Below are 20,896 nucleotides of genomic sequence, written 5' to 3'. Positions count from 1 at the left end.
GGAGAGCATTATGGCCGTAGGTGAGTTCCCATTTCCTGATATGCCGCCGGTTAACGGCGTTAGCCTTGGTACGGTAGGCGCTGGCATTAAAAAGCAAGGTCGCGACGACATGCTGTTGTTCGCAGTCGCCGAAGGCTCTACGGTAGCCGGTGTTTTTACTCAAAATGCTTTTTGTGCAGCGCCGGTTACAATTTGTCGCGAACATTTGCAAACGAGTAGTTCGCGCTTTTTGCTGATTAACTCTGGAAATGCAAATGCGTGTACCGGCGAGCGCGGTCGCACAGATGCATTGCAGTTGTGCGAGAGTTTGGCCAAACAATATGGTTTGGCAAAAGAAACCGTGCTGCCGTTTTCTACCGGAGTCATAGGCGAGCATTTGCCTGTAGATAAGATGCAGCAGGCATTACCTGAATTAATTGCACGTGTTACTGAAGATGCCTGGGCCGCAGCGGCTAAGGCAATAATGACAACCGACACCCGACCAAAAGGTGCGACCTGCACGCTCGAATTGAATGGCGTTGCGGTGACTGTCAATGGAATATCGAAAGGCGCAGGTATGATCAACCCCAACATGGCGACCATGTTGGGGTTTGTGGCGACGGACGCTGCAATCGATCAGAGTGTATTGCAGACATTAGTCCGGGAAGTGGCGGGTTTGTCTTTCAATCGCATCACCATTGACGGCGATACCTCCACCAATGATGCCTGCATGCTAATTGCCTCTGGTAAGGCTGGGAACGAGCCTGTTGTGAGCACTGCAAGTGTCGATTATCAGAAGCTAAAAAGCGCTGTCGCTGATGTTTGTATGCAGCTTGCGCAAATGATTGTTGCTGATGGAGAAGGCGCGACAAAATTTGTTGCCATAGACGTGCAAGGCGGCGCCAATCACGAAGAGTGCTTGAAAGTGGCCTACGCTGTGGCCCATTCCCCTCTGATAAAGACCGCTCTGTTTGCCTCAGACCCCAACTGGGGACGTATTGTTGCCGCGATTGGCTATGCTGGCGTGGAAGGCTTGGACGCTAGCAAGGTTCGGGTACGGCTTAATGATGTGGTTATTGTCGAAAACGGTTGCCGGGCCGATAGTTACACCGAAGAGCAAGGTCAAAAAGTCATGAGTGGTGAACGTATTTCTGTTCATATAGACCTTGGCCGGGGTAACTGCAGCGAACTTTTGTGGACCACTGATCTATCTTATGAATATGTGCGAATCAATGCGGACTATCGCACCTAAGGCAATGGCTAAGCGTGTGCATGTGGCCGTGGGTGTGGTTATGGATAACCAGGGACGGATACTGATCGCGAAGCGTCCTGATCATGTTCATCAAGGCGGCCTATGGGAGTTTCCCGGCGGTAAAGTCGAACAAGGTGAAACGCTAATACAAGCGCTTGATCGCGAGCTGTTTGAGGAGCTGGATATACGAGTCGATGGGGCCTTGCCTCTTATTGATATTATTCACGACTACCCAGATAAACAAGTCCACTTGGCCGTTTGCCGCGTAGTGTCCTGGCACGGTATGCCGGTTGGTAAAGAAGGGCAGCCTACCCGTTGGGTAGAGCCTCACGAATTAGACCAATACCCCTTCCCAGCGGCAAATTACCCTATTTTGAACGCCTTACAGCTCCCCGAACGGTGCCTTATTACAGGTGAGTTTGCGACGCCTGCCGATTTGACCCGGCGCCTGAGGGCAGCGTTGAGTACTGGACTGCGTATGGTACTACTTCGGGCACACGACGTGTCGGTAGGTGAGTATGTATGCTTGGCACAGGAGGCCATACAACACACTAAGGCTAAGGGAGTCAAACTATTGCTGGCGCACCCGCATATTTTAGACGTGGTGCGCGAGGTAAATGCCGATGGTGTGCACCTGAGTTCGTCTCAATTAATGTCGTTAGGGGCTGATGTCAAAACAAACATACCGGATGATTGGATGATCGGTGCCTCCTGCCATTCGCCCGCAGAGCTTCGACAGGCAGAGCTTATACGAGCAAGCTACGTGTTTTTGTCGCCCGTAAAAGCAACGGCGTCGCATCCGGGTAAGCCACCTATGGGGTGGGTAAAATTTGCCGAGCTGGCGCGCCGCGCCCAAGTTCCCGTTTATGCGTTAGGTGGCCTTGCAGATTGTGACGTAGCACAAGCCATAGAGCATGGCGGGCAGGGCATCGCAGCCATTCGCGCCTGGTGGTAAATTTGTTGCGCTACCGGTGGTTGTTGGTATCTGACCTGATCTTATAACTCGTCATTTTTAGCGTGCGTATCTTCGCCGGCAATACGGTGGTTTTCGTTTGCCCACTCGCCAAGATCAATCAACTTACAACGCTCCGAACAGAAAGGTCGAAAAGGGTAGCGCTCGTCCCAGATAATTTTCGTCTGGCACGTTGGGCATGAGAGTTCGATGGGAGGGGTCTCGTTCATATTAAATTGGCCATATACCTGTTGTGTAACGTTTCAACCTGACGGTGCAGTTCGTTCAGGTCGCCGTCATTATGCAGAACATCATCAGCCTTTGCCAGTCGAGCTTGCCGGGCGAGTTGTGTGGCCATAATGGCCTTAATATTTTCGTCGGTGACCTTGTCTCGTTTACTTGCTCTGGATATCTGAATGGTCTCCGGGCAATCAACGACAATAATTCTGTTTACCAATTCATGCTGGTTGGTTTCAAGCAGTAACGGAGAAACCAATACGCTATATGCGCTTTGCGACTGCTTCAATTGATCGATGATAAGAGCTCGAATGGCGGGGTGCAGTAGCTCTTCCAGCCACCGCTTTTCATTGCTGTTCGCAAAAATAATATTGCGCAATTTATGTCGGTTAAGCGATTTATCGTCATTTAATATGCCGGAACCGAAATGCTTGTGAATGGCCTCAAGGCATGGGGTGTGCGGCATTACCACGTCCCTGGCAATAATATCGGCATCAACGACAGAAATTCCCAGGGCCTCAAAGCAACTGGCCGCAGCACTTTTACCGCTGCCAATGCCGCCGGTGAGGCCGGCTATCAAGGGGCGCTGTGCCATTGCTGCTGATCGCTTTTGTTAGCCAACGTAGGCGAGCTGTAGATAAGATTCGGTAATAATGCTTCCCCATAGCATTGCTATCCAGCCCGCTATCGCGAGATAAGGGCCAAACGGAATAGGGATGTTTTTATCTCGCCCTTTAGTGACAATCAGGGTAATGCCGATCGCTGCCCCCACAAGGGAGGACAGGATGATGACAAGCGGCAACATTTGCCAGCCCATCCAGGCACCTAAAGCCGCGAGTAGCTTAAAATCACCGTAACCCATACCCTCTTTGCCTGTCAGCAACTTAAACAGCCAGAACACCGACCACAGTGAAAGATAACCAAAAATCGCACCCCAAAAAGCGCTGGGCAAGTCGGTGATAAGACCGTAATAGTTAACGATCAGCCCGAGCCATAGCAAAGGCAAGGTAATACTGTCGGGTAAAAGTTGCGTGTCAAAGTCGATCACGGTTAGATTAATCAGTGCCCAGGTGAACACAAGAACGGCTGCGCTCAGCCAGTTAAAGCCCAGTTGATTCACCACTACGACCGACAAGAGCGCCGTGGCAATTTCAATAACCGGATAGCGCAGCGATATGGAAGCTTTGCAGCTGGCACATTTTCCTTTGAGCATTAAATAGCTAACAACAGGAATGTTGTGCCACGGTTTAATAGGAGCTTCGCACTTGGGGCAGTGTGAATTGGGAAAGGCCAGGCCGAACGGCTCTTGTGTTGGCGCTGGTTGTTCCAGCAATTCGCAGCAGTCTTGAGTCCACTGCTGCTGTAGCTGTTTCGGAAGGCGTAGAATAACAACGTTAAAGAAGCTTCCCAGAACTAAAGAGAACACAATAACAATAGCGTAGGCGAACCACACGAGCTCGCCAGACATCAATAGGTTTTCGCTTTGCATGCTCTTTAAATAACCTGACCAATTTGGAAAATAGGTAGATACATGGCGATCATCAAACCGCCAACGAGTACCCCAAGTACAGACATAATCATAGGTTCGAGGAGTGAAGACAATGAATCGACTTTGTTGTCTACTTCTTCTTCGTAATAACTCGCCGCTTTGTCAAGCATGTCATCCAGAGCACCCGACTCTTCACCGATTGATGCCATTTGTATCAAAAGTGATGGGAACATATTTTGGTTACGAATTGACATGTTGAGTTGCACACCCGTCGAAACCTCTTCGCGGACCCTTAAAATGGCATCTCTATAGAGCAAGTTCCCTGCGGCACCTGCCACTGAGGTCAAGGCGTCGATCAGTGGCACACCGGCTGCGAAAGTGGTTGACAGTGTGCGGGCGAAGCGCGCCATAATAGATTGATAGAGTATGTCACCAACGATGGGCATCTTAAGCATGTACCTGTCGACGGCGTAGGCAAACTTCGGACTTCTTAGTTTGAGTTCTTTAAATGCAAAAAATAAACCAATAGCGCCTGCGAGGCCATAAAGCCAGTAGGTTTGTGCAAGCTCCGACAGACCTAATACGAACAAAGTAAAAGCAGGAAGGTCCGCTCCAAAGCTGGAGAATGTTTCGGCAAATTGAGGAACAACCTTGATAAGCAAGATGGCTGTCACCACTAAAGCTACAATCACTACGGCGATAGGATAGGTGAGAGCTTTTTTAATTTTAGATTTAAGCGCTTCGGTTTTTTCTTTGTAGGTGGCAATACGCGCCAGCATGGTTTCAAGCGCACCTGATTGTTCGCCTGCCTCGACTAGGTTGCAGAATAGGTCATCAAAATGTCGTGGGTGATTGCGCAGTGCAGGGGCAAAACCTGTGCCCGATGCTACGTCGTCGCGAATTTTAATGATTAGCTCCTCCAACCCTTTATGGTCAGCGCCGCCGGCAACAATATCGAAAGACTGCACAAGTGGAACACCTGCTTTCATCATAGTGGCCATTTGCCGCGCAAAGACGGCAATGTCACTCGGCGCGACTTTTTTGTTGCCAGACCCAAATAAAGGTTTAGGTTTCTTGCGGACGTTTTGTACGAAGTAGCCTTGCTTTTGGAGCTGAGCTCTGACAATGGCTGCACTGCTTCCTGAGGCTTCGCCTTTGGAAATATTGCCTTTTCTATCTTTAACTTTGTACAAAAAAGTCTCTGAAACGCTGACCTTAGTTTTCGCTTTTGCTTTTTGTTTGGTTGCCGTTGTTGTCGCCATGTCTTAATCCTTTGTAACGCGGTTGGCCTCTTCAAGGCTGGTTAGGCCTTGAGCCGCTTTGCGCAGAGCGGATATACGTAAATTATTAAACCCGGCACGATGGGCTTCTTTGGCAATTACAAGAGAGTTACCGCCCTCCATTATAAGGCTAGCAATTGCCGGAGTGATGCGAACCACTTCATAGACGCCGACACGGCCCTTATAACCCTTGAGGCAGCTATCGCAGCCGACGGGGTGATAGAGCTCCAGTTCATCGCGTGGAATCCCTATATCATCAAAGCCCTCTTCAGAAAGAATTTCATCGGGAATATCATTCGCAGGTGTTTTGCATTTAGGACATAAGCGCCGTGCCAGACGCTGAGCAATGATAAGGCTGACACTGGTGGCCACGTTAAATGCCGGGACTCCCATATTCAAAAGGCGCGTCAGTGTTTCTGGGGCGCTGTTGGTATGCAGGGTTGATAGCACCAAGTGACCCGTTTGGGCGGCTTTAATGGCAATCTCTGCCGTTTCCAGATCGCGAATCTCGCCGACCATGACAATATCGGGGTCTTGACGCAGAAACGAGCGCAAGGCTTCAGCGAAGGTTAGCCCAACTTTGTTGTTCATCTGGACCTGATTGATACCTTCGAGGTTAATTTCGACAGGGTCCTCGGCCGTAGAAATGTTGCGTTCTTCGGTATTGAGAATGTTAAGGCCGGTGTAGAGAGAAACTGTTTTACCGCTACCGGTAGGGCCGGTAACCAAAATCATACCCTGCGGTTGCGCGAGGGTATCCATAAACATCTTTTTCTGGTCATCTTCGTAACCCAGAATGTCAATTCCCAATTTTGCCGAGCTGGAATCGAGAATACGCAAAACAACCTTTTCACCAAAAAGCGTGGGCAGGGTGTTTACCCTAAAGTCGATTGCCCGTGTTTTGGTGATTTTCATCTTAATGCGACCATCTTGCGGGACGCGGCGTTCGGAAATGTCCATTTGAGACATTACCTTTAAGCGCGCTGATAGCCTGGTGGCTAAGTTAACGGGGGGCTTTGCCACCTCTTGCAAAATGCCGTCGGTACGAAATCTGACGCGGTAGGTCTTTTCGTAGGGCTCAAAATGAATATCAGACGCTCCGGTCTTAATGGCATCGAGTAAGATCTTGTTAATAAAGCGTACAATAGGTGCTTCGTCGGCCTCGGCTCCTTCATCGTCATTGCTTTCATCACCGCCGGGCTCGGTATCCAGATTGGTAAGTTCGTCATCATCAAGCCCGCCCAGAGCATCGCTCAAGCTCTCTTCGTTGGCATTGATGTAAGCTTCGATCGCTGTGGACAGCAGGTCGGCTTCTGCCAATACGGGCTCTGTGTTGATCCCAGTATTGAACTTGATCTCGTCTAGAGCATGCAGGTTGGTTGGGTCTAGTACGGCCACAAACAAGCGGTTACCACGCTTAATCAGCGGCAGCGCGTGATGCTTTTGTATGAGCTTGGGGTCAACCAGTTTTTTAGGGATAGACTCAGGGTTGATGGCGCGTAAGTCAAATAGGGGGGTGCCAAATTCATCGGCGGCAACGGAGGCCAGAGTTTTGGCATCGAGTACGCTATTTTGGGTCAGGTAGAGTACAAAAGGTACTTTTTGCTTGGCAGCTTGTGTCAAAGAGTCACGTGCAAGCTCCTCATCCAGCAAATTATCGTTAACAAGCCTACGTGCCAGTCCGCTGAGTGTACTCATATCCCATGCTTGGCGTTAGCCGCCCCCTGAACGATTGTGTTAGAGCTTCAATTCTAGAAGATTTATTCAACTACTTTACGTTTTACATTAACTTTTGGCAATAAATCTATATAAAGATACGTGAATTGAGTTTTCTGGGGCTTGGATGAGTGATATTTTGCTCTTGCAGGTGGCGAGCGCTCGCTTGGTGTTCACTGTGCAGCCTTACTTTCACGTAACAACAATTACGCAACAGAAATGACCATACTTGAGATTACGTTAGCAACAGGTGACGCAAATTGTCACTGATTGACGGGTGGCGACACAGGAGGGCTTCGGTAAGTGCTAAAAACAGGCTGCGGACCGCGAGACGAGCAAGATGTAATCTGGCACGTTACCTGCTATTGTAAATAACAGCAGCGTTCTAATGTACACAAGAACTGCTCGGTCGATGGCTGTATGTTGGCCAAGATATTAATGTAAACCGAAGTCAAACGTTATTTTTGGAGAACGTCTCATGAAAAAACAAGCTGGTTTTACCCTGATTGAATTGATGATTGTTATTGCGATTATCGGTATTTTGTCGGCAATTGCTCTGCCTGCGTATCAAGATTACACCGCACGTGCTCAAGGTTCTGAGGCGCTGAAGGCAACTTCCGGCATTCAAACCGACGTAGGTGTATTCTTGGCAGAAAACGGCTCCTTGGGTGCCTCTGCCGCGGATGCTGCCGCGGCCGGCGAGTTGGAAGGTAAGTATTTTGCTGCTGGCGGCGCTTCTGTTAACACCGGTAGCGGTGTAATTTCCGTTACCTTTGACGACGGCGCTCTGGCCGGACAAACCATGACCCTGACTCCTACGGCAAACGCTGCTCTGACTCAGGTAGCTAGCTGGACGTGCGCTGGCTTGACTGATACGTCGCATATGCCTAGCAGCTGTCAGGCTCCATAAACATAGGATTATGCCTAAAGCAATCAGGCATAGCGTATATGTTAAAGCCCCGGCGTCATTGCCGGGGCTTTTTTAGTGGTGCTCCAAAGCCTTTCTATAATCTTGGCCAAACTTTATCTTGTGCAGGCTAAACCTTCCATTGGGGGGCTACTGAGGAGGCATACGGCAGAGCCTGACGGCGTTCAGATGATTTTCAGTGATGGATGACGCCGAACTGGTTTCATCAAGGAGGCGTAGAGTTCGCTTTGCATAGTTTGATTAGTCATTTTCTAAGATAGCCACCTCCACACGTTGCGATTAATAGTCAGGCCCCTCTCAATTGCTCCTTAAGCAGCAGTCATTGGTCAGTCTGAAAGCTGCGAGACGGCTTGTGCCTATAAGCAAAATTTTTAGGTGCCGATTTACATCCCGTCAACGTCCCCCGAAAACTTTAATTGGTCTAGAAGGGATGCCGCTGTCTATTGGCCAGCCCCGGTGATTGTCATTTCCGTCTGCATCAAAAGGTCCACATTACTTCCCCGTGTTTAATGCCGCTCTTCTAACCTTGCATCACCCACATCTGTGGTTTGAGGGGGCGAAATTAGCGCTGACAAAAAGGCAGTGGATGGCAATGTATGATCTGGCGCGCAACCTGCATGTCCAATTATTAGCAGTACCTTAAAGCACGCAGCAGCGGCCTAGTATGTTAGCGGATGCCGGTCAGGATAATAATGTAACCCGAAGTTAACCGTTATTTTTTGGAGAATACCCAATGAAAAAACAAGCTGGTTTTACTCTAATTGAATTGATGATTGTGATTGCGATTATCGGTATCTTGTCGGCGATTGCTCTGCCCGCCTATCAAGATTACACCGCTCGCGCTCAGGGTTCGGAAGCGCTTAAAGCCACCACCGGCGTTCAGAGCGACGTTGGCGTATTCTTGGCAGAGAGTGGCACCTTGGGGGCCACTGCCGCCGACGCGGCTGCGGCCCAGGAGCTCGAAGGTAAATTTTTCGCAGCAGGTGGTGTTTCTGTAAATACCGGTAGTGGTGTTATTTCGGTTACCTTTGACGATGGCGCATTAAGTGGCCAAACAATGACCTTGACCCCTACTGCAAACGCAGCATTGACCCAGGTAGCAAGCTGGACGTGTGCTGGCTTGACTGAACCGTCGCAGATGCCTAGTAGCTGTCAGGCTCCGTAAGCGCAGGAAGTCTGCACCGCCGTAATTTCAAAGCATGAAGCGTCAATCAATGCCCCGGTGTCTTGCCGGGGCTGATTTAGCGGTACATGGCAGTGCTTTCTAGCCGAATTCGTGCCCGGCGAAGATAACAGCTGGGCCTTCATGAGTCTCATTAGAGGTATGCTTCTGGCAAAGCTTGGTGGTATTCGATTGAGTGAATGGTGCAGTGGCTGTTAGGCCCATCTGCGGTGAGGTTAAGTAAATGGTGGTGTGCAGCTTGAGCGGTGTTTGGCAAATGATTTTTGAGTTGGATTGTTCGATATTAATACGGGCGTGGCTTAGGCCAAGAGTGAGCTCCGCTCGCTTGGCAAATTAACGGGCGAATTGAAGCAATAGTAACCAGCTTACTATTGTGTTCTCACTCAGGCCTAAACCAAGCGGTTGTTTACTCAAATAACTCTCATTGATAAGTCCACTGAGCTGCAGTGTTTCGTCAGCGCGCCTACCGATATACGACTAATAATGTTAAATAGAGGTTGCTGGGTGTTAATTTGCGTTACGTCTACGCCGCCAGAGAGCTCCAGTTCGGCGTGCAGAGGCTTGTCTGCAAGGTGCTGATTAACCTCCGTCAGGTCCATTTCATCCAACATCACAATATCAACATCACACGCGAGAGCCTGATTGAGCTCACTGAGTGTTTCGACCTCTACCTCTATCGGCTTACCGGGTGCAATTTCGCGCGCCTTGGCCACGGCTTGGGCGATACTGCCCGCCGCCATAATATGATTCTCTTTGATTAAAAAAGCGTCATAAAGCCCGACCCGGTGGTTGTGGCAACCGCCGCAGGCGACGGCATATTTTTGCGCGTTGCGCAGCCCTGGTATGGTCTTGCGGGTGTCGAGTATTTTTATCTTAGTGCCCTTGACTAACTCGGCATATTTGGCTGCCGTCGTGGCGGTGCCGGACAACAGCTGTACAAAGTTTAGCGCAGTGCGTTCGCCGCTCAGCAGTGCCCTGGCATTCCCCTTTAGGGTGAAAAGTACTTGATTGGCCTGTGCCTTTTCGCCGTCCTCAATGTTCCAAAGGATCTCAACACGGCTGTCGAGTTGTCGGAAGGTCTCCTCCACCCATACTTTGCCGCAAAAAGTGCAGTTTTCACGGGTAATGACCTCGGCCGTTGCTAGTTCATCAGCTGGCACGAGCTGGGCCGTGATATCCCCTGTGCCTATGTCTTCCTCTAACGCCGCGGCGACACTGCGTATAATTTCGCGCTCTAGGTGGGGAAGGTTTTGGGCATGTTTATTCTGCATACAAAGGAACTCGGCTGGTGACGGATGGCGCTATTTTACAGGAAGATTCAAAAGCGTGAGTGGCGCGTAAGCTTTGTTTGTTATTTTGAGTGTCAAGGATGGCGCCTCTTAGTTATAAAAAAAGGAGATTGATAGCCTATGGTTATTAGGACGCTTCTTTGTTCGAATTAATTGTGATAGAGGGCGCATTGTGCGAACTCAGCGCTGGGCATGCGATAGCAGATACCTATACTAGTGGTTAACACCAATTCTCTAAGCTGAGAAGGCCATGAATAAAGTCCCGACAGGCAACGACAAAGTTGTCAGAATGAGGAGCCCCGGCTCCAAGTCTGCAGCAGGCGCATTAGCCCGCATGCCGGCCTCGATGCATCAGATGCGAGAAAAGGCCCGAAGCCGTTTAATGTCTATGTTAGGGCGTTTTTATGAGCAGGCCGATGACGCGCTGTTTAAGTTGGCGGATCAGGCAACCAATAATCATGAGCAAAACGCCTATTTTGACTCAATGCGTGAGCTTAGGCTGCGCCGCAAAAGCAGCGAGGAGGCTTTCCTTCGCTCGCTAGACCAGTCTCTATCGGTGATTCTCGATGCGTCAATTGTTAGGGATGAGTTGCCCCAAGAGCACAGCGAAGACTCTTTGTCGCTGGTCGGTAAAGATGAGCTGGAAGACATGGTGGCAGAAGAGGCCATGGTTCGTTGGGCGAACGATCAGTTTGCCGAAAAAGTTCAGCATTTAAGCCTAAGAATTGATCAGTTGGTACCTGTTAAAGTCTATACCGAAAACAACCCTGTAGGGCCTGCGGTCATTTGCAGTGCCTTTTTCAATACGGCGTCGCAGTTTGAACTGGAAGTTAAGGCGCGCTTGGTGCTCTACAAATTATTTGACCGAAATGTGATGCAGTCACTGGGCGAACTCTACGACCAGTTAAACCAGCATTTTGTCGAGGCCAATATTTTACCGTCGCTGTCTTCAGCGGCTGCACGCAAGCCTGTGCAGAAAACCCGCGGAGCACAAGTTACCGGCACTGGCGCTAAACCATCATCGGCGCAGGTCGCCGACGAGGCCGACACGGGTTCTGAGGTGCTGCTCAATGACTTGCGAGAGTTGATGCGCTCCGCGCGCACTGGCAATGCCTCCCAAGCAACAACCCCCGAAGCGGGTGGTGGGCATGTAGTGAGCTCGGAAGACCTGCTGGGATTATTAACATTGGCGCAAAGACGTGCTTCGTCAGGCTCGGATCGGGCTGAACTTACGTCTGCTCAAATATCCTCGCAAATCGCCGATTTACTGGATAAAAGCGGGAAGTCGGAGAGCCAGCTAAATAAAGTCGACTCTGATGTCATCAACCTTGTAAGTATGATGTTTGAGTTTATTCTTGATGATCGCAATTTAGCCCCGAGTATGAAGGTGCTGCTGGGTAGGTTACAGATTCCTCTGATTAAGGTCGCCATAACGGACAAGACATTTTTCGGCAAAGGGGGACACCCGGCTCGACGTCTTCTGAATGAAATGGCAAGAGCGGCACTGGGCTGGCAAGAATTGGCCGAGGACAAGCGAGAAAAAGATGCATTGTATGGCAAGGTCTTAAGCACTGTAGATGGTGTTTTACAGAGCTATGAAACGAATATCGATGTGTTCGATGAGCTATTGGTAGATTTCAAATCTTTTCTGGAGCGGGAGAAGCGCCGCTCTAAAATACTCGAGCAACGCACCATTGATGCCGAAGACGGCAAAGCTAAATCACAAAAAGCGCGTGCGGAAGTAGATGCTGCATTGGACGAGGTTTCTGCGGGCTTTGCGGTGCCGCCGGCAGCAGCGCAATTGTTGAGTTCAGCATGGGCTAATGTACTCTTTGTGACGTGCTTGAAAGACGGTGCCGATAGCGAGCTGTTTGCCAGGCAAATTGCGACCGCTAAGCGGTTGATCTGGAGCGTTACGACACCTATGACGGCAGAGAATCGGCAGAAGTTATTGAAGTTAGTGCCGCAGCTGTTAGGAGAGCTTCGCAAGGGGTTGGAGGACATTGCATTCAACCCGTATCAGATGGGGCAGTTGTTCCAGTCCTTGGAGCAGCTACATCTAAGGATACTGCGCGGTCAAGCGGAGCCGACGCCGCAGACGGTTTCTTCTGGCGAAACGACTAAGCAAGTGACGTCAGCCCCGGGCGATGACTCGCAAAAAGAACCGCAGAATGAACAACGGGGTTCGATCAAAGCGCCCGCGCCACTGTCTTTGGCGGAAAAAGCGCATCAAGATGCAGCGGTGAAGGGCGGTGAATCTTTGGCCAGCTTAGGCGCAGAGTCAGTCTCTGGCGATGGTGCCGGGCGAGCTTCGCAGACAATTGATAGCCAAACATTAGCCTTGGTTTCCAATCTGTCGCAGGGTGCTTGGTTTGAAATGGCCGCCGACACCGGAGAGCATTACCGTTGCCGTTTGGCCGCTATCATTAAACCGACGGGTAAATACATTTTTGTTAACAGGGCGGGTATGAAGGTCGCCGAAGAATCCAAGGAGCAACTGGCTTTGGCTTTGCGCGATGGTAAGATCCGTTTGCTTGACGATGGTATGTTATTTGATCGGGCACTTGAGTCCGTTATTGGCACTTTGCGTAAGCCCGTTCAGCCACAGAAGTAGCGGTAGCAGTACACCTAGCCCTTCTGGTCTCAAAGTAAATATGACGCCAGAGGGGTTCTACTCAATCATTCTCCATTTCCCGTAGCTCTCACACGGGCATATCGGCAATGCTTTGGTATACTCTGTTGTCATTTATTGGATAAACAGGTTTATGGCAGAGTATTCCATTGCGGCAGGTCAGGTTAAGCCCGCCATTCAGTGTCCTTGCACTAATTTTGGTGCACGTCCGGCGCAAGCAGATATCAGCCTGCTGGTTATCCATAGTATCAGTTTGCCACCTGGGCAGTTTGGCGGCGGCTGGATTGATCGATTTTTCGCCAATACGCTCGACCCCCACCAGCATCCCTATTTTGAGGACATTTGCTCAATGCAGGTGTCATCACACTTACTGATAGAGCGCGGTGGAGAGCTCAAACAGTTTGTCAATTTGGAGCAGCGTGCTTGGCATGCAGGCCGTTCCGCGTTTAATGGGCGTACCGAGTGTAATGATTTTAGTATCGGTATAGAGCTCGAAGGCACCGATGATGTGCCCTATACCGACGCTCAGTATCTGACGCTGACAGCTGTGAGCCGAGCTATAATGGTTAGCTATCCGGCTATTGGTCTAGATCGCATTGTTGGCCACAGTGATATAGCGCCTGGGCGTAAAACAGACCCGGGCCCGTTTTTTGATTGGTCACGTTTTCGAGCCGGATTGACGCTGAGCTAACATCCGTGCCAAAGGAGAGATTATGGCTTTTCTCAGTTTAATTATCGTACTGCTGCTGGTGCAGTGGTGGGGCTCGGGCAAGCCGCTGCAACAGGACGGTTGGTTTTTCAGTCTGTGGGCGCGTATTGACGCCCAGCAAGAAAAGCTGCCGTTCGGGCACATAACCCCTTTGCTTGGAGCGCTGTTGCTGCCCATAGGCTTTGTGTTCTTGTTACAGGTTTGGCTACAGTACAACGGTTTGTGGATTTGGCTACTGCCCATTAACGTGGTGGTGCTGCTGTTTAGCTTGGGAAGAGGGGACTTTAGTGGTTTTCTTCATCATTACTTGGAGGCGGCCAAATCTGACAACTCTGTGCGAGCAGCGCAGGTGCTGGATGAATATAATCTCGACCCGCAGTTGCGTAAGGAGCGTGTCGGCGACAGCTGGATGGAGCTGCATGCGGAGGCTTTGCGAGTGTTCGGGTACCGTGGTTTTGAGCGCATGTTTGCGGTGATATTTTGGTTTATGATTTTAGGTGTGGCCGGCGCACTGGCATACCGCCTGCTTATTTTGGCCTGGAGTCGCTGGCTGGAGGTGAATGACTCTCGGGCGGCTTGTCTGGAACGGGTTTTGGTTTGGGTTGAGTGGCCAGCTGCTCGGCTAATGGGTGTTGCATGGGCATTGGTGGGTAACTTTGAGGTTTGTATGAAGCCATGGCGGCAAAGCTGCCTAAAGTTGGTGTCTGCGCAAACATTCTTGTCTGGTATTGTGCGCGGTGCGCTGGGTGATGATCAAAGCTGTGATGGCAACATGTCAACCACCACAGCTGCTACGCGCATTGAGCCGGCCTATTCGTTGAGCTTGGTGAAAAACTTAGAGGGTATGTTTTCACGGGCACTGTTGTTTTGGGTGGTCGTGGTGGCCATTGTGAGCGTATTAATTTAGCTGTTGCCCGGTGGGGCGATTATTATAGAGGGGAATGTATGCCATCTTTCGATGTAGTCTCTGAAGTCGACAAGCACAACTTAACCAACGCGGTAGATCAGGCCTGTAGGGTTGTGACCGGTCGGTATGACTTTAAAGGCGTTGAGGCCAAATTCGACTTAAAAGAATACACCGTCACCATGACCGCTGAAGGTGATTTCCAGCTCAAGCAAATGCTGGATATATTGCAAAGCGCTATGATGAAAAACAGCATTGATATTGCTTGTTTGGAGAGTAAGCCGGCACGCCCTAGTGGCAAGCTGGCCATTCAGGAGGTGCTGGTTAAAACTGGCATTGAGTCCGATTTAGCAAAAAAAATTGTTAAAATGATTAAAGACCAAAAACATAAAGTGCAGGCGCAGATTCAGGGAGATCAGCTTCGTGTGACCGCCAAAAAGCGTGATGACCTGCAATCGGTCATCGCATTTTTGCGCAGCTCCGATATTGAGCAGCCCCTCCAGTACAATAATTTTCGCGACTAGCAAGCTGTTGAAAAACCCCAAGCGTACTCAGGCTTTTTCAACAGCCTGCTAGTGTTACGTTTTTGCGCCGCTGCTATGGTGGCGCAAATTTTCCACCCAAAACACGGTTGCCCCTGCTACCGCAATGGGCATGGCAAATATATTGACCAGTGGAATAATACTGGCCAGCATTACCAGCCCGCCAAAGGAATAGCTGGTTAGGGTTGGAGTTCGCAGTCTGCGCCGCAATTCGGGAAAGGTTGTCTGGTGATTGTCTGCGGGGTAGTCCACGTATTGCACCGCCATGCACCAGGCAGCCCATAGCGCGGAAATGGCGAGCACAATTAAGTTCAAGCCGGGAATAAACCAGCTAAACAGTACCAAAATAAGGATGAGCAGGCCGCGGGTGAAGTAATACCACAGCTTGACCAGTTCACGACCAAGTGTGCGCGGAATAAGTGACGCCCACGATTCGGTTGGAGGGGTTTCCCCTGTCAGGCGTTCTTCTATTTTTTCTGCCAGGATGCCGTAAAAAGGTGCCGCAATTAAGTTAGTAATAATATTGAAGCTGTAGCCATACACGAAAAGCACCGCTACGGCGAATATGGCCCATAGTGCCCAGGCGAGAAACTCAAGCCAACCCGGAAGCCATCCCATTAACAGTGACAGGAAGTCGCTGAAAACGGATATGAGCGCTAGTGTCGTGCCAACAAATACCAAGATGTTCGCCAGTAGAGGTACGATAATAAATCGTTTTAAGCCGGGCGCAAATATCAGCGCTGCACCGCGGCTTAAGTAGTTCAGCGCAAGAGAGGGGTCGCCTTTCACTTACTCTGCGCCCGCCTTTTTCAATGTCGCGACATAGTCTTCGCTGAGTCGGTGATTCTCAATGGTTTGCAAAAAAGTTTTCCCCGCAGGCCCGCTGGTATTAAGGCCGTACCCAGCACTAAGGAAAAACTCAACAAATGTCGCGAAGTTTTCGGCTTTCATACCGCGATAAGCTTTTTCCAGCAAATGATAGTCGGGACTTACCCCCTCGGGCGCAGGGTACTCTAAAAAGCTCTTGATTCGTTCATCATCAAAAACTTCGCCCAGTACTTTTTGCTTGTCTTTTTTCAGTGTCATTGTTCGCTCAACTTCTTCAATAGGATTTCGTTAACCGCTTGGGGGTTCGCCTGGCCTTTACTGGTCTTCATAATTTGACCGACAAAAAAACCTAGCATTTTCGGGCGCTTGTTCTCATCGGCATTTTTGTAATTGTCGACTTGAGCCTGATTGTTGGCAAGGACATCGTCCACCATTTTTTCAATGGCGCCGGTGTCAGACACTTGCTTCAGGCCTTGCTTCTCGATAATAGTATCGGCATCGCCGTCGCCACGGGTCATAGCCTCGAATACTTGCTTGGCAATTTTGCCGGAAATTGTACCGTCTTTAATGCGCTTGATGAGCCCTGCGAGCTGCTCGGCAGCCACTGGGCAATCCGTCATAGACGTTTCCGATTTGTTCAGGAATGCGGCTAAATCCACCATCACCCAGTTGGCGGCAAGTTTGGCTTCACCTGACGCTTTGGCGACGCTTTCAAAGTAATCGGCGGTAATGCGCTCGCTGGTCAGAACGGCAGCGTCATACTTGGATAGACCGTATTCATTGACAAAGCGGTCTCGCTTTGCGTCCGGCAACTCTGGCAGCGTGCCCCGTATTGCTTCAATATATTCGTCATCGAGAACGACAGGAAGTAAATCAGGACAGGGAAAATAGCGATAGTCGTTAGCCACTTCCTTACTGCGCATGGGGCGGGTTTCACTTTTCTCGGCATCAAACAGGCGGGTTTCCTGAGTGACTTTTCCTCCGTCCTCTATCAAGTCAATTTGGCGCTCCGCTTCAATATTGATGGCTTTCTCGACAAACTTGAAGGAATTGATGTTTTTAATTTCGCAGCGTGTACCGAGTTTTTCATCGCCTTTCAGTCGCACGGAAACATTGGCATCGCAGCGCATTGAGCCCTGTGACATTTCCCCGTCGGAGATGCCGAGATAAGTGATGATTGAGTGAATTTTTTTCAGATAGGCGACAGCTTCTTCGGCCGAGCGCATATCCGGCTCAGATACGATTTCAATGAGCGGAGTGCCCGCGCGGTTTAGATCGATGCCACTCATGCCCTGGTAGTCTTCGTGCAGCGACTTGCCAGCATCCTCTTCAAGGTGCGCATGGTGTAGCCGAACAGATTTTGTTTGGCCGCCGGCCAGCTCAACCTCAATGACGCCGGGGCCGACAATGGGCTCTTGCAGCTGTGTGGTTTGATAACCCTTGGGCAAATCAGGGTAGAAATAGTTTTTTCGCTCAAAGACCGACCGCTTGCCAATTTCCGCGTTCATGGCTAAGCCAAACATGACTGCAAACCGAAAGGCTTCTTCGTTGGCGACGGGTAGAGTGCCCGGCATAGCCAAGTCAACCGCGCAGGCCTGTGTGTTGGGGGCGGCGCCAAAAGCGGTGCTGGCACCTGAGAATATTTTTGATTGGGTGGAAAGCTGCACATGAATTTCCAGCCCGATAACTGTTTCCCATTCCATGATGTTCTACCTCTTACGCTGTTTCGGGGGGCAACTGCTGATGAAAATCAGTGGCCTGCTGGAATTGATGGGCGACATTAAGCAACTTGCCCTCGGCGAAATAATTGCCAATCAGTTGAAGGCCTACGGGTTTACCGTCGACTAAACCGCAGGGGATTGACAGCCCGGGTAAACCGGCCAAGTTGGTTGCAATTGTGTAGATATCTTCAAGGTACATGGCCACTGGGTCATCGCCTTTAGAGCCAAACTCAAACGTGGGATTGGGTGAGGTTGGGCCAAGAATAACGTCGACATCGGCAAATGCGTCGACGAAGTCTTGCTTGATCAAGCGGCGCACTTGTTGCGCCTTGTTGTAGTAGGCGTCGTAGTAACCCGCGGAGAGGGCGTAAGTGCCCACCAAAATCCGGCGTTTTACCTCATCGCCAAAACCTTCACCGCGCGAGCGTTTGTACATGTCCGCCAAATCTTTCGGGTCTTCACAGCGATGGCCGTAGCGCACGCCGTCAAAACGTGACAGGTTGGCCGAACACTCGGCGGGGGCAATCACGTAGTAAGCGGGCACCGCCAGATGAGTATGGGGCAGGCTAATGGGCTTTATGGTTGCGCCAAGGGACTCGTATGTTTTGATGGCCGCCTGCACCACTTCGGCGGTTTTAGGGTTTAGCCCTTCGCCAAAATATTCATCAGGTACGCCAACCGTAAGACCTGTGAGGTCATCGGTCAGACCTGCGGTATAGTCTTCCAGTGGCTGATCGACACAGGTGGAGTCCTTGTCGTCAAAGCTTGCCATGACATTTAGCATGATGGCGGCGTCCTCAGCACTGCGTGTGAGTACCCCTGCCTGATCGAGGCTTGAAGCAAAGGCAATCATACCGTAACGCGATACGCGACCATAGGTGGGCTTTATGCCTGTCAGGCCACACAGGGCCGCTGGCTGGCGAATGGAGCCGCCCGTGTCGCTGGCCGTGGCACCGGGTGCTAACAACGCTGCTACCGCCGCTGCAGAGCCCCCTGAGGAGCCTCCGGGTACACAGTTGATGTTCCAGGGGTTCTTCACGGGCCCGTAATAGCTAGTCTCGTTCGAGGAGCCCATGGCGAACTCGTCCATATTGGTTTTGCCGAGCATCACAGCGCCGGCGCGCTGATAATTATCGACGATGGTGGCGTCGTAAGGCGCAATAAAGTTATCCAGCATCTTCGACCCGCAACTGGTGCGTACGCCCTGGGTGCAGAAGATGTCTTTATGGGCAATGGGAACCCCGCACAGAGGCGGGGCATCGCCTGTAGCCAAACGCTCGTCGGCGGCTTGCGCTTGTGCCAGAGCAATATCGCGGGTCACGGAAATGTAGCTGTTGTAGCGCTCGTCTTTCGCTGCAATTCGGTCAAGAAAGTGTTGCGTTAGCTCTGAACTGGAAAAGTCTTTGTTGCGCAGGCCGGAAATCAGCTCGGCAATGGTTTTGGTGTGCATGAACAGTGTCCTTGGTTTAAGGGCTGTAAAATATTCTCGTTTTACTCGTTAGGCGCCTTTAGATCTCGATGACTCGCCCTACTCGATGACCCTCGGGACAAGGTAGAGACCATCTTCCGTTGCCGGCGCCATCGCCTGCAGCGACTCGCGTTGGTCCGTCTCGGTCACTGTGTCGGGGCGCAGGCGCTGCAAGGCATCCAAAGGGTGGGCCATAGGGCTCACGTTACGGGTATCGGCGGCCTGCAGTTGATCTACTAGCTCCAAAACCTGCGAGATGCTCTGTGCGGTTTCTGCCGCGGCCTCGTGGGAAATTTGTAGGCGGGCGAGCTCGGCCAGCTTTTCAATATCGGACTGATCTACAGCCATGGGTGTCTGCTCCAAAATGCTGAATTGAGGCAAAGTCGTTACCCTTGCCTATAAATTGGTCATTTTACGGCCGAATCTGCCGTCTGCCGAGGTTAAAATCGGCGAAAATGTCGATAAACCCCAAAAAGGCGGTAAAGTTATCACATTTGCGCCTTGCTCTAAATCCCCGCCGTTGATAGAGTGCCAGCATTAGCGAGCTCTCTGTGGTTAGTATCTCTTAATAAAGTAGTGGCTATTAATCACAGATAATTCGTCAAACTTGTAAAATGGGGCCCGATTGGGTCAATCGTACAGACACATAATTGTGAGCTCGGGGCTGTTTTAGGTCTCGGGCTCGCTTAGTATCCAAGGTCAGCAACACTCATGTTTAAATATCTTCGCGGCGCTTTTTCCAATGACTTATCCATCGACCTAGGTACTGCCAACACACTTATATATGTCAGGGGCAGAGGGATCGTACTTGACGAGCCTTCCGTGGTCGCCATTCGTCATCATAATGGTCAAAAAATAGTCGAAGCAGTCGGTACTGAAGCAAAGCGTATGCTGGGTCGAACGCCGGGTAATATCACCGCGATTCGTCCACTCAAGGATGGCGTTATAGCCGACTTCCAGGTTACCGAAAAAATGCTGCAGCATTTTATTCGTAAAGTCCACGAAAATAGTTGGTTTGCGCCGAGCCCCCGGGTTTTAATCAGCGTACCTTGTCTTTCTACGGAAGTCGAAAAACGCGCAATTCGCGAGTCGGCGCTGGGCGCTGGAGCCTTAGAGGTGCGTCTGATCGAAGAGCCTATGGCTGCCGCTATAGGCGCCGGTCTTAAAGTGGCGGAAGCCAGTGGCTCGATGGTGGTGGATATCGGTGGTGGTACCACAGAAATTGCGGTAATCAGTCTTAATGGTGTGGTGTATTCCGATTCTGTGCGCATTGGCGGGGATCGATTTGATGAGGCTATTGTCAATTACGTACGACGCCACTATGGCAGTATAATCGGGGACGCTACCGCTGAGCGCATTAAACAAGAGGTGGGGTGTGCTTACGCCAGTTCCGAGGTGCGTGAAATTGACGTTCGCGGGCGCAACTTGGCCGAAGGTGTTCCGCGCAGCTTCACATTAAACAGTGATGAAGTATTGGAGGCACTGCAGGAACCACTAGCAGGTATTGTACAGGCGGTGAAAAGTGCGTTGGAGCAATCCCCGCCAGAATTGGCCTCAGATATTGCCGAAAGTGGTGTCGTGTTAACCGGCGGCGGTGCGTTGTTGCGTGATATCGATCGCCTGCTGGCCAATGAAACGGGGCTGCCTTTTGTCGTGGCCGAAGACCCATTAACCTGTGTGGCACGCGGTGGTGGTTTAGCGATGGAATTAAACGACAAGCGCAATATCGATCTACTGTCCTCTTAATTCGTAAGTGTACTTGCCGCTGCGGTGGTATAGGCCTGCTA

The 20,896-nt window shown here is 50.7% G+C and carries 20 protein-coding genes; 9 read left to right on the top strand and 11 right to left on the bottom strand.

Features of this window, described 5'->3' with window-relative positions; genetic code table 11:
- The first annotated feature begins 10 nt into the window (after positions 1 to 10).
- Together argJ and QWI17_RS21225 are read left to right on the top strand one after the other, a co-directional pair.
- Complete coding sequence (gene argJ, locus QWI17_RS21230) at positions 11 to 1,231, top strand: bifunctional glutamate N-acetyltransferase/amino-acid acetyltransferase ArgJ (protein ID WP_302724526.1); 1,221 nt, start codon at positions 11 to 13, stop codon at positions 1,229 to 1,231.
- On the top strand, positions 1,212 to 2,186 hold the full coding sequence (locus tag QWI17_RS21225; RefSeq protein WP_319835046.1) for a Nudix family hydrolase: 975 nt from the start codon (positions 1,212 to 1,214) through the stop codon (positions 2,184 to 2,186). Before argJ ends, QWI17_RS21225 begins: the two co-directional genes overlap by 20 nt.
- Before the next feature lie 41 nt (positions 2,187 to 2,227).
- Here the strand turns inward: QWI17_RS21225 and yacG are convergent, their stop codons facing one another.
- The 5 genes from yacG to pilB are packed head-to-tail and all read right to left on the bottom strand — an operon-like array spanning position 2,228 to position 6,887.
- Positions 2,228 to 2,413, bottom strand: coding sequence for a DNA gyrase inhibitor YacG (gene yacG / locus QWI17_RS21220; RefSeq protein ID WP_302724525.1), 186 nt, complete (start codon positions 2,411 to 2,413; stop codon positions 2,228 to 2,230).
- Positions 2,410 to 3,015 carry a dephospho-CoA kinase gene (gene coaE, locus QWI17_RS21215; protein WP_302724524.1) on the bottom strand — a complete coding sequence of 202 codons (606 nt, stop codon included), beginning with the start codon at positions 3,013 to 3,015 and terminating at the stop codon, positions 2,410 to 2,412. Before coaE ends, yacG begins: the two co-directional genes overlap by 4 nt.
- Before the next feature lie 18 nt (positions 3,016 to 3,033).
- Entirely contained in the window at positions 3,034 to 3,909 is an 876-nt protein-coding gene (locus QWI17_RS21210) for a prepilin peptidase (RefSeq protein WP_302724523.1), read from the bottom strand.
- A 5-nt stretch (positions 3,910 to 3,914) separates the two neighbouring features.
- A complete protein-coding gene (locus tag QWI17_RS21205; protein WP_302724522.1) occupies positions 3,915 to 5,171 on the bottom strand; it encodes a type II secretion system F family protein in 1,257 nt (418 codons plus the stop codon).
- 3 nt (positions 5,172 to 5,174) lie between these two features.
- On the bottom strand, positions 5,175 to 6,887 hold the full coding sequence (pilB, locus tag QWI17_RS21200; RefSeq protein WP_302724521.1) for a type IV-A pilus assembly ATPase PilB: 1,713 nt from the start codon (positions 6,885 to 6,887) through the stop codon (positions 5,175 to 5,177).
- A 496-nt stretch (positions 6,888 to 7,383) separates the two neighbouring features.
- Between pilB and QWI17_RS21195 the strand changes: the two genes are divergently transcribed.
- Positions 7,384 to 7,815 (top strand): pilin, encoded by a 432-nt coding sequence (locus QWI17_RS21195; protein WP_302724520.1) that lies wholly within the window; start codon positions 7,384 to 7,386, stop codon positions 7,813 to 7,815.
- Positions 7,816 to 8,566: 751 nt separating this feature from the next.
- Positions 8,567 to 8,998 carry a pilin gene (locus QWI17_RS21190; protein WP_302724519.1) on the top strand — a complete coding sequence of 144 codons (432 nt, stop codon included), beginning with the start codon at positions 8,567 to 8,569 and terminating at the stop codon, positions 8,996 to 8,998.
- A 428-nt stretch (positions 8,999 to 9,426) separates the two neighbouring features.
- Here QWI17_RS21190 and nadC read toward each other — a convergent pair whose 3' ends face one another.
- Positions 9,427 to 10,287, bottom strand: a complete 861-nt coding sequence (gene nadC, locus QWI17_RS21185) for a carboxylating nicotinate-nucleotide diphosphorylase (protein WP_302724518.1) — start codon at positions 10,285 to 10,287, stop codon at positions 9,427 to 9,429.
- A 268-nt stretch (positions 10,288 to 10,555) separates the two neighbouring features.
- On the opposite strand from nadC, the gene QWI17_RS21180 reads away from it, so the two are divergent.
- The 4 genes from QWI17_RS21180 (at position 10,556) to QWI17_RS21165 (ending at position 15,074) form a co-directional block, all read left to right on the top strand.
- Positions 10,556 to 12,919: a DUF1631 domain-containing protein gene (locus QWI17_RS21180; RefSeq protein WP_302724517.1), complete on the top strand. Its 2,364-nt coding sequence runs from the start codon at positions 10,556 to 10,558 to the stop codon at positions 12,917 to 12,919.
- 151 nt (positions 12,920 to 13,070) lie between these two features.
- Positions 13,071 to 13,628: a 1,6-anhydro-N-acetylmuramyl-L-alanine amidase AmpD gene (gene ampD, locus QWI17_RS21175; RefSeq protein WP_302724516.1), complete on the top strand. Its 558-nt coding sequence runs from the start codon at positions 13,071 to 13,073 to the stop codon at positions 13,626 to 13,628.
- A 22-nt stretch (positions 13,629 to 13,650) separates the two neighbouring features.
- Entirely contained in the window at positions 13,651 to 14,553 is a 903-nt protein-coding gene (ampE, locus tag QWI17_RS21170; RefSeq protein WP_302724515.1) for a regulatory signaling modulator protein AmpE, read from the top strand.
- Positions 14,554 to 14,591: 38 nt separating this feature from the next.
- Entirely contained in the window at positions 14,592 to 15,074 is a 483-nt protein-coding gene (locus QWI17_RS21165) for a YajQ family cyclic di-GMP-binding protein (protein ID WP_302724514.1), read from the top strand.
- A gap of 54 nt (positions 15,075 to 15,128) precedes the next feature.
- Here the strand turns inward: QWI17_RS21165 and cysZ are convergent, their stop codons facing one another.
- From cysZ to gatC, 5 genes are all read right to left on the bottom strand, one after another.
- On the bottom strand, positions 15,129 to 15,881 hold the full coding sequence (gene cysZ, locus QWI17_RS21160; RefSeq protein ID WP_302724513.1) for a sulfate transporter CysZ: 753 nt from the start codon (positions 15,879 to 15,881) through the stop codon (positions 15,129 to 15,131).
- Positions 15,882 to 16,178, bottom strand: coding sequence for a PA4642 family protein (locus QWI17_RS21155; RefSeq protein WP_302724512.1), 297 nt, complete (start codon positions 16,176 to 16,178; stop codon positions 15,882 to 15,884).
- Positions 16,175 to 17,623 (bottom strand): Asp-tRNA(Asn)/Glu-tRNA(Gln) amidotransferase subunit GatB, encoded by a 1,449-nt coding sequence (gene gatB, locus QWI17_RS21150; protein ID WP_302724511.1) that lies wholly within the window; start codon positions 17,621 to 17,623, stop codon positions 16,175 to 16,177. The genes QWI17_RS21155 and gatB overlap by 4 nt, the downstream gene beginning before the upstream one ends.
- Positions 17,624 to 17,636: 13 nt before the next feature.
- Positions 17,637 to 19,091 (bottom strand): Asp-tRNA(Asn)/Glu-tRNA(Gln) amidotransferase subunit GatA, encoded by a 1,455-nt coding sequence (gene gatA, locus QWI17_RS21145; RefSeq protein WP_302724510.1) that lies wholly within the window; start codon positions 19,089 to 19,091, stop codon positions 17,637 to 17,639.
- Between the two features lie 78 nt (positions 19,092 to 19,169).
- On the bottom strand, positions 19,170 to 19,457 hold the full coding sequence (gene gatC / locus QWI17_RS21140; RefSeq protein ID WP_302724509.1) for an Asp-tRNA(Asn)/Glu-tRNA(Gln) amidotransferase subunit GatC: 288 nt from the start codon (positions 19,455 to 19,457) through the stop codon (positions 19,170 to 19,172).
- A gap of 363 nt (positions 19,458 to 19,820) precedes the next feature.
- Between gatC and QWI17_RS21135 the strand changes: the two genes are divergently transcribed.
- The gene (locus QWI17_RS21135) at positions 19,821 to 20,855 is read left to right on the top strand and encodes a rod shape-determining protein (protein WP_302724508.1); all 1,035 of its coding nucleotides are present in this window, start codon (positions 19,821 to 19,823) and stop codon (positions 20,853 to 20,855) included.
- Positions 20,856 to 20,896 lie beyond the last annotated feature (41 nt).

Origin of the sequence: Gilvimarinus gilvus (genome assembly GCF_030518155.1) — a bacterium.
Classification (GTDB): domain Bacteria; phylum Pseudomonadota; class Gammaproteobacteria; order Pseudomonadales; family Cellvibrionaceae; genus Gilvimarinus; species Gilvimarinus gilvus.
This window is presented reverse-complemented; position numbering and strand designations above follow the sequence as displayed.

Bases quoted from the DNA above. Each gene is read 5' to 3' on its own strand.
- argJ (WP_302724526.1), top strand. From the start codon at position 11: ATGGCCGTAGGTGAGTTCCCATTTCCTGATATGCCGCCGGTTAACGGC.
- QWI17_RS21225 (WP_319835046.1), top strand. From the start codon at position 1,212: ATGCGGACTATCGCACCTAAGGCAATGGCTAAGCGTGTGCATGTGGCC.
- yacG (WP_302724525.1), bottom strand. From the start codon at position 2,413: ATGAACGAGACCCCTCCCATCGAACTCTCATGCCCAACGTGCCAGACG.
- coaE (WP_302724524.1), bottom strand. From the start codon at position 3,015: ATGGCACAGCGCCCCTTGATAGCCGGCCTCACCGGCGGCATTGGCAGC.
- QWI17_RS21210 (WP_302724523.1), bottom strand. From the start codon at position 3,909: ATGCAAAGCGAAAACCTATTGATGTCTGGCGAGCTCGTGTGGTTCGCC.
- QWI17_RS21205 (WP_302724522.1), bottom strand. From the start codon at position 5,171: ATGGCGACAACAACGGCAACCAAACAAAAAGCAAAAGCGAAAACTAAG.
- pilB (WP_302724521.1), bottom strand. From the start codon at position 6,887: ATGAGTACACTCAGCGGACTGGCACGTAGGCTTGTTAACGATAATTTG.
- QWI17_RS21195 (WP_302724520.1), top strand. From the start codon at position 7,384: ATGAAAAAACAAGCTGGTTTTACCCTGATTGAATTGATGATTGTTATT.
- QWI17_RS21190 (WP_302724519.1), top strand. From the start codon at position 8,567: ATGAAAAAACAAGCTGGTTTTACTCTAATTGAATTGATGATTGTGATT.
- nadC (WP_302724518.1), bottom strand. From the start codon at position 10,287: ATGCAGAATAAACATGCCCAAAACCTTCCCCACCTAGAGCGCGAAATT.
- QWI17_RS21180 (WP_302724517.1), top strand. From the start codon at position 10,556: ATGAATAAAGTCCCGACAGGCAACGACAAAGTTGTCAGAATGAGGAGC.
- ampD (WP_302724516.1), top strand. From the start codon at position 13,071: ATGGCAGAGTATTCCATTGCGGCAGGTCAGGTTAAGCCCGCCATTCAG.
- ampE (WP_302724515.1), top strand. From the start codon at position 13,651: ATGGCTTTTCTCAGTTTAATTATCGTACTGCTGCTGGTGCAGTGGTGG.
- QWI17_RS21165 (WP_302724514.1), top strand. From the start codon at position 14,592: ATGCCATCTTTCGATGTAGTCTCTGAAGTCGACAAGCACAACTTAACC.
- QWI17_RS21155 (WP_302724512.1), bottom strand. From the start codon at position 16,178: ATGACACTGAAAAAAGACAAGCAAAAAGTACTGGGCGAAGTTTTTGAT.
- gatB (WP_302724511.1), bottom strand. From the start codon at position 17,623: ATGGAATGGGAAACAGTTATCGGGCTGGAAATTCATGTGCAGCTTTCC.
- gatA (WP_302724510.1), bottom strand. From the start codon at position 19,091: ATGCACACCAAAACCATTGCCGAGCTGATTTCCGGCCTGCGCAACAAA.
- gatC (WP_302724509.1), bottom strand. From the start codon at position 19,457: ATGGCTGTAGATCAGTCCGATATTGAAAAGCTGGCCGAGCTCGCCCGC.
- QWI17_RS21135 (WP_302724508.1), top strand. From the start codon at position 19,821: ATGTTTAAATATCTTCGCGGCGCTTTTTCCAATGACTTATCCATCGAC.